Below are 6,329 nucleotides of genomic sequence, written 5' to 3' on the forward strand. Positions count from 1 at the left end.
AGTAACCTTGCCTTCTCTTTTTTTATTTTCTGTTCCCCAAGGTGTTGGGACAGCCACACTTTGTTTGCTTCAGCTATTCTTCTAGTGGATTAGAGTAACACTCTGTTCTCAAGTATATTTTTCAAACAAATATGAGACTTCGAAGGACCAATCCGTACAAGTGAGTCTTGAAATTCGGCAAGCTCCTCTACCGAGGCCGTTTGTACCTTGATAAGATAATTAAATTCTCCGCTTATGCGAAATAAATCAGTTACTTCCCTTGCCCCTTCACAAAAATCAACCAACTCTTGGCAATGTTCTGTCTTTATTAGAATAAAAGAGGTCGTACCTCGATTCAGATCCCGCAAATTAAATACGGTACTATATTCGGAAATAATCTTCTTATCCTCCAGCTTTAGTATCCTATCTTTAACAGAGGGTTGGGACATGGAGATTTCTTTACTGATTTGAGAAATAGGCATTCGTGCATGATGTTGAAGTAATTGCATGATCTTTTTATCAATGTCATCGATTTGATGATCCATATCAAGCACCCTCCTGATTTAACCTTATATAATAAGGTATTTCGTATAAATTAACTTAGCTATAGTGATAACTTTACAACATATAACTCAGGTTTTGTATGTAATTTGATATTTTATATGACTATAATATGAATTAATTACATATTAGGAGTGATTTAGATGAGCGTGAAAGGCCTTGCGCATGTCGCGATACAAGCCAAAGATTATCAAGCTACCCTTACATTCTATACACAAGTCTTAGGGTTTAAAATAGGTCATCATTGGAGTCTGCCTTCCTTCCAAATCCAAGAAGCAGCCATGCTGATTTCACCTGACCAAAGAACCTGTATTGAAATCTTTGATAACGAAGCGGTCATCCCCGCTCAAGGAAAAAAAGCATTGTCCGACGAAGATATTGCACACGGAACGTTATTACATTTCGCCTTTTATGTGGATAATGTCGAGGAAGTGTATCAAAAAGCCCTTGCTCATGGAGCAAAGGCTTTTATCGAACCAGATGAACTGTCACTTGGCGAGCCACCGCTTGTGGTGAGAAATGCCTTGGTGCATAGTCCAAACGGAGAAGTTATCGAATTTATTGAAGATGTCGATTTTGATATGTCCAGCTAAAGCTCTTGATTTTGTGCTGTGCTTGACGGCAGCCGTTTTATTCATTATTTCTAATAAAATGTCCAATCGCTCGACAAAAAAGCGCACCTCTTTACATATATTTTAAAAGAAATGTCTTGATTATAAGTTTAGAAAACTAAATAATATGAAAAAGGTCTTATTGATCGGGCACGACTTGATTAAGATTGGAGCTTTAGTATATACAACAGAAAGGTTGACATTGACATCATGGAGTTATCACACCGTATTACCAAGGAACAAGCAGTTAAAGAACCGTTCCCCATCTCTATACTTTCTCTTACCGTCGGTGCCTTTGCCATTGGAATGACTGAATTTGTCATCATGGGTCTTCTGCCTAATGTCGCGAATGATTTGCATGTCAGCATCTCATCCGCAGGGCAACTCATTACAATGTATGCCCTCGGAGTAGCTATCGGCGCGCCGATACTGACGATTCTCACCCACCGAATCCCGCAAAAGAAACTGTTATGTCTGCTTATGGTTTTATTTATTCTCGGAAACGGAATCTCTGTATTCGCTCCAAGCTATGCCATTCTGATGGGAGCCCGTATGATAACCGCATTGACACACGGGACCTTTTTTGGCGTTGGGGCTGTTATCGCCTCCAATCTTGTACGTCCGGACAAGCGTGCCGGGGCCGTATCTATGATGATGGCCGGTCTAACCATTGCTAATATTATCGGTGTTCCTCTGGGGACATTCATCGGTCAACATATGGGGTGGCGATCCTCATTTGGCGCGATAGCGATCATGGGAATCATTGCATTAATCGGCATTCTTATCTTTATACCGCAAATTCGGCATGACAAACCAGCGAGTATCGTTAAGCAAATTAGTGCTCTCGTCAAGCCCAAGCTTCTTCTATACCTGCTGATCGGAGCACTAGGCAACGCCGGGCTGTTCGCCGTATTTACTTATATTACGCCATTGCTTGTGCAAGTCACCGGTTTTGCTGAACATAGCGTAACTTGGATTCTAGTCCTCTTCGGCTGTGGAGTAACCATCGGCAATATCGTCGGCGGGAAGCTTGCGGACTGGAAGCTGATGCCCTCGATACTGGGACTTTACCTTTCGATATGTGTCCTTCTTACCCTTTTCACCTTTACCATTTATAGTCCGATCGCTGCCGTATTGACTATTTTTCTGTGGGGAGCTGCTTCCTTCGCTGTGTTCCCTGGGCTGCAAGTACGAATTATGAGCCTAGCACAGGCGGCGCCAGCACTTGCCTCTACCTCCAGTCATTCTGCCGGTAATCTAGGAAATGCAGCTGGTGCGTTCATTGGGGGATGGGTCATTACACATCTGGCCATAACTGCCCTCCCTTGGGTCGGTGCCGTACTCGTAGGACTGGCGCTGATCTTAGGTTTTGCTTGCTATCTAGCAGAACGTAAGCCTGCTAACGCGTAATCCTATAATGATACAAAAAAAGTAAGGCCCCCTACATGGGGTGCCTTACTTTTTTTGGAATACCCACTACTTCCGCTGTAACTACAGAACGAGATGATCCAGGTCGATATGCGTAGCGTTGACACCCACTTTATTTTACAAGTGTAAGCTGTTCTCCAGGCTGGAGAGCGAAGCCTTCGATTCCTTGCCCCTTCAACTGTGCGGTGAAGGCTGCAGTATCTTGCACGATGCCTGGGAATGTGCTGTGATGAACCGGGATCACGTTCTTTGCTTGCAGCCACTTTGCTGCAATCAGAGCATCCTTAGGTCCCATTGTGTAAAAATCCCCGATCGGCAGTACCGCGTAATCGATATCGTGGAGCTCGCCGATCATTTTCATATCTCCGAACAAGGAGGTGTCGCCGGCATGATAAAGCGTAACTCCGTTCCAATCCATGACGAATCCGCCCGGCATGCCTGCATAGACGATGCTTTGGGAATCGTCCGCTATAATAGAAGAGCTGTGGAATGCATGAACAAGCTTTGCTCTGGCAAATCCCAAGTCCACAGTTCCTCCGATGTTCATTCCGATCGTCTTCAGACCCTTCCAAGAGTAATAGGTAGCGAGCTCAAAGGTGGCGATAATGGTCGCATCATTAGCTCTTGCGATAGCTTCCGCATCAGCGGTGTGATCCGTGTGTCCGTGTGTAAGCAAGATGTATTGAACTTGAATGTCCTCGGCTTTCGCTTTGGCAACGGGATTGCCGGTCAGGAACGGGTCGATGATGATCGAGCGCTCTCCATCCGAGATCTGAATGCAAGAGTGTCCATGAAAAATAAGGTTCATTTTTTTCTCCTCCGTATACTATTTATTATTCGCTTGACGGCAATGTGAGTATATTATTTATTTCTTTTTTTGTCAAATTACTGTAATATGAGGTTAGCAATTATTCTGGAAGGGGATCAAAAACCGAATGCTGTCAATCGAGAAGCAGATACTTTTCCTGCTGACAAAAAAGCGTTGCATGCATGCTAAAGAATTAGTACAAATTTATACGAAACGCGGCTATAAGGAGCAGTCGATCAGGAACGTTCTATCACGAATGAAGAAAGAAAAGTATATTCATGCGGAAGAGCGTTCCCTGTATTCCATAATGGACAAAGGGGAGCAGTTTTTATCCTTCGTGAACCGGAAACCGTGGCAATATGATGTGGACTGGAACCGCAAATGGTATTTCGTGCACTTCGAGGTACCGGAGCCGGAGAGGATAAGAAGGGATCAATTCCGTTTGCAGCTGCTGCAGCTTGGCTTCGGTCAACTGTATAAAAGCGTTTATGTCTCTCCTTGGGATTACAGCAAGCAGCTTTTGTCCTGGATTCATGCGGCCTCCATGGATGAATACGTCACAATCTCGGAAGCGTCGATTTTGTTTCGGGATATTACCCCCGAGCGGGCAGCCGACATTTGGCCTCTAGCCGACATCCATCGCCTGCATCAGGAGAAGTGGCAATGGTATCAAGACGAATTCGTGCCGGCTTTGAATAAGGAAATCAGAGGCAGGATGGATCCCTTAGAGCTGTTTGTCCTTTATTTGCATGTCGGAGAGGTTATCAGCGAGATTAGCCTTAGGGATCCCATGCTTCCGGTGTCTCTGCTTCCACACGATTGGATGGGGCACCACGTAATCGCCGAGTTGTATCGTTCGTTTCAGTCGTTCGCCACCCTCATCCCCAGCTCTTCAGATTATTATCAATTTCTCGTGTAAATACATGAGTGACAGGACAATGCTGCCCGTTATGTGAGCAAAGGCTGCCGTTCATGCCGGCAGCCTTTGGATCAAGTAAAATAGTGAGCAGCTTCAGGAAGAGGTCTCTCGTCCCTTCTTTGACGGGATCGCCTTCTTTAATTTTCAAGTCGATTCTTTTACTTGCCCGATAATAAATATAGGCCTCTGTATGACCTTGACTCATCATTCATTCTCTAACTCTTTTAAAAAAGACAACACGGCTACTCTCATTTGTTCCAAACCTGGCTGTTCAATCGGAAAATGGCCAGCTCCTTCTAAAATTTTATATTCTTTCTTACCATTTAATCGGTTAAAAAAAGATTCACTTAAGGTGAATGGGGTCATTAGATCCACTTCAGGATGAATGAGCAAAACAGGACAGATATCGAAGTTTTCCGGTTCAACCATTGGTTTCATATTCAAAAATGTTCTCAGCAATCGTAAAGGAATTTTTGTCCCTGCCGCACGAGGGTCCTTCATAACTTGATCACGAACTTTCGGATTACTCGTATCCACAAATGTTGTTACTATTAGTCCTTTAACTTGTTTACTATTTGTAGCCGTATGATAAGCTAACATTCCTCCAATACTTGTGCCTAATAAAACGACCGGCTTACCGTCACGCTTGATTTCCTGTTCGATCAACTCCGTTAAAATATCAATCCAACGTCGGTAATCCAATGTTTTTAATGATTCTGTGTAACTTAGACCGTAAGGAGGAAGATCCGGCGATACAACATCATATCCGTGTTGCTGCAGCATCAATGCATAGGGTGCCAATAATCTGCCGTTTCCACCTGCACCGTGGATGAACATTACTTTCATTTTTGCATTTGGAGCTGTCATACGATCCAGATGGATGTGAACATCGTTCCAAACCCACCATTCTTCTGTGGGCAAATTAGTCTCTTTGAGCCACATTTCTTCAGGGAAAAACTTCTGATATTTCTTCCAATACACAACGGATTCATTATATGTTAGAGAATTTGTGATAGATTCCATGCCTCCTTCTCCCCTCTCAATCATAGTTAAATATTATAGTAGATTGAGCAATCTTTCATCAACGTATAGCCGTTAATACAAAAAGTACTACCCGTTAAGCGGATAGTACTCATTTACCACGACTATATATGGATTTTCCAAGCCGCAATGTATGACTAATAATCAACGCTAGCGATTCCCATAATTAAAATTGTTTTGAGGGGGATACTGGTATTGAGGCGCTGCATGGGGATGACTTGTCGTGTTGGTATACGAGGGATAGGCCTGCCGCTTATGCATTTCTGACACACATTCGTCCGTAGGTCCAATTATAATGGTTTGATTATCTAAAGGTTTTAGCGTTTTCCTCAATAGTTCAGGATCTAGACAATACGTATGGGCAAGGACTTCTATTGGTGTTTTTGTAAGAATATCAGACCCGAAAATATACTCTGGATATGGAGCATCAAAGATTGCGAGCAAGTGTGTACTATCTTCTAAAGCCACTTCCCAATGCCACCAGCCCTGCGGGATGTTCGCTACTTGTCCTGGGGCTATCGTCACATTTGTGATTACATTATTAAAAGGATTAATTAAGGAAACCCTAGCGGTTCCCGAAATACAATAGACAAGCTCTGATGCATTTTGATGATAATGTGGTTCAACGACACGTCCTTTACTTAAATAAATATCAAGCAAAGAAACGTTACCAAGTGTGTTTAGGTTTTCCCGCCCCAATCGATTAATAAAGTTTTCAGCATTCCTAGTTTTCAAACGGTTTTTATTGATATCAAAAAAGTATTGAACATCTGGTTGCGTATAATCTATATCAGGTGTCGCCAATTCGGAACAACTCCATTTCGCATGTGATTCATATATCTGCATAATATTCGTTGGAAGTTAATTCGTGACAGATGCCTAGTTTTGGCAGAAGGAAGAGCCCATAAACGGCTTACGCCGAAGCAAGCTACGCCCAAGAGGCGAAATCTTTATGCTCTCTTATACGTGTAAAGTTGTACTT

At 43.1% G+C, this 6,329-nt stretch carries 7 protein-coding genes and 1 pseudogene; 3 read left to right on the forward strand and 5 right to left on the reverse strand.

The features are described 5' to 3' along the window. Nucleotides 1-89 precede the first annotated feature (89 nt). The gene (locus GC102_RS25970; RefSeq protein WP_171643636.1) at nt 90-524 is read right to left on the reverse strand and encodes an Lrp/AsnC family transcriptional regulator; all 435 of its coding nucleotides are present in this window, start codon (nt 522-524) and stop codon (nt 90-92) included. Between the two features lie 159 nt (nt 525-683). Between GC102_RS25970 and GC102_RS25975 the strand changes: the two genes are divergently transcribed. Both GC102_RS25975 and GC102_RS25980 read left to right on the forward strand, forming a co-directional pair. Continuing rightward, nucleotides 684-1,133, forward strand: coding sequence for a VOC family protein (locus tag GC102_RS25975; RefSeq protein ID WP_171692094.1), 450 nt, complete (start codon nt 684-686; stop codon nt 1,131-1,133). A gap of 228 nt (nt 1,134-1,361) precedes the next feature. Further along, a complete protein-coding gene (locus GC102_RS25980; RefSeq protein WP_171692095.1) occupies nt 1,362-2,561 on the forward strand; it encodes an MFS transporter in 1,200 nt (399 codons plus the stop codon). A 130-nt stretch (nt 2,562-2,691) separates the two neighbouring features. On the opposite strand, the gene GC102_RS25985 is transcribed toward GC102_RS25980, so the two are convergent. Beyond that, a complete protein-coding gene (locus tag GC102_RS25985) occupies nt 2,692-3,387 on the reverse strand; it encodes a metal-dependent hydrolase (RefSeq protein ID WP_171692096.1) in 696 nt (231 codons plus the stop codon). A 127-nt stretch (nt 3,388-3,514) separates the two neighbouring features. On the opposite strand from GC102_RS25985, the gene GC102_RS25990 reads away from it, so the two are divergent. Further along, nucleotides 3,515-4,306 (forward strand): PaaX family transcriptional regulator C-terminal domain-containing protein, encoded by a 792-nt coding sequence (locus GC102_RS25990; RefSeq protein WP_171692097.1) that lies wholly within the window; start codon nt 3,515-3,517, stop codon nt 4,304-4,306. A 109-nt stretch (nt 4,307-4,415) separates the two neighbouring features. On the opposite strand, the pseudogene GC102_RS25995 reads toward GC102_RS25990, so the two are convergent. The 3 genes and pseudogenes from GC102_RS25995 to GC102_RS26005 form a co-directional block, all read right to left on the reverse strand. After that, a pseudogene (locus GC102_RS25995) lies at nt 4,416-4,499 on the reverse strand (LytTR family transcriptional regulator); the annotation flags it as partial. 11 nt (nt 4,500-4,510) lie between these two features. Next, on the reverse strand, nt 4,511-5,329 hold the full coding sequence (locus GC102_RS26000) for an alpha/beta hydrolase (RefSeq protein ID WP_171692098.1): 819 nt from the start codon (nt 5,327-5,329) through the stop codon (nt 4,511-4,513). A 168-nt stretch (nt 5,330-5,497) separates the two neighbouring features. Beyond that, complete coding sequence (locus GC102_RS26005; RefSeq protein ID WP_171692099.1) at nt 5,498-6,151, reverse strand: cupin domain-containing protein; 654 nt, start codon at nt 6,149-6,151, stop codon at nt 5,498-5,500. Nucleotides 6,152-6,329 lie beyond the last annotated feature (178 nt).

The organism is Paenibacillus germinis (genome assembly GCF_013141785.1).
Taxonomy (GTDB): domain Bacteria; phylum Bacillota; class Bacilli; order Paenibacillales; family NBRC-103111; genus Paenibacillus_E; species Paenibacillus_E phytorum.